Below are 971 nucleotides of genomic sequence, written 5' to 3'. Positions count from 1 at the left end.
TAACAACTAATCCTATTGCAGGTACGATTCAACGTGGTGAGACGACACAAATAGATAATGAGAATATGAAACAACTACTTAATGATCCAAAAGAATGCAGCGAACATCGTATGCTAGTTGATTTAGGGCGTAATGATATTCATAGAGTAAGTAAAATCGGTACCTCAAAAATTACTAAATTAATGGTTATTGAAAAATATGAACATGTTATGCATATCGTAAGTGAAGTCACAGGTAAAATAAATCAAAATTTATCGCCAATGACAGTTATTGCGAATTTATTACCAACAGGTACCGTTTCAGGTGCACCAAAATTACGTGCAATTGAAAGAATATATGAACAATATCCACATAAACGGGGCGTTTATAGTGGTGGTGTTGGATACATAAATTGTAATCATAACTTAGATTTTGCATTAGCAATTCGAACGATGATGATAGATGAGCAGTATATCAACGTAGAAGCTGGTTGTGGCGTTGTATATGATTCTATTCCTGAAAAAGAACTGAATGAAACGAAATTGAAAGCTAAAAGCTTATTGGAGGTGAGCCCATGATCTTAGTTGTAGATAATTATGATTCCTTTACATATAACCTAGTGGATATTGTTGCTCAACATACTGACGTCATTGTTCAATACCCTGATGATGATAATGTGCTGAATCAATCGGTGGACGCTGTTATTATATCTCCTGGTCCAGGGCATCCATTAGACGATCAACAGTTGATGAAAATCATATCAACCTATCAACACAAACCCATTTTAGGTATATGTTTAGGGGCTCAGGCACTGACTTGTTACTACGGTGGAGAAGTCATTAAAGGCGACAAGGTTATGCACGGCAAAGTTGATACACTAAAGGTTATATCGCATCATCAACATCTGTTATATCAAGATATACCAGAACAGTTTTCAATTATGAGATATCATTCATTAATAAGTAACCCTGACAATTTTCCAGAAGAATTGA

2 protein-coding genes are annotated in these 971 nt (G+C 35.1%); both read left to right on the top strand.

The genetic code is table 11. From position 1 onward, the window contains the following. A partial coding sequence (locus IDG60_RS16150; protein ID WP_206160918.1) for a chorismate-binding protein occupies positions 1-557 on the top strand: 557 nt, incomplete at its 5' end. Next, positions 554-971 (top strand): anthranilate synthase component II (locus tag IDG60_RS16145; protein WP_206160917.1); only part of this gene is annotated, 418 nt, incomplete at its 3' end. The genes IDG60_RS16150 and IDG60_RS16145, both read left to right, overlap by 4 nt.

The organism is Staphylococcus sp. EG-SA-2 (assembly GCF_017152085.1).
The sequence above is the reverse complement of the archived record's forward strand: the minus strand, read 5'-3'. Positions and strand labels throughout refer to the sequence as shown.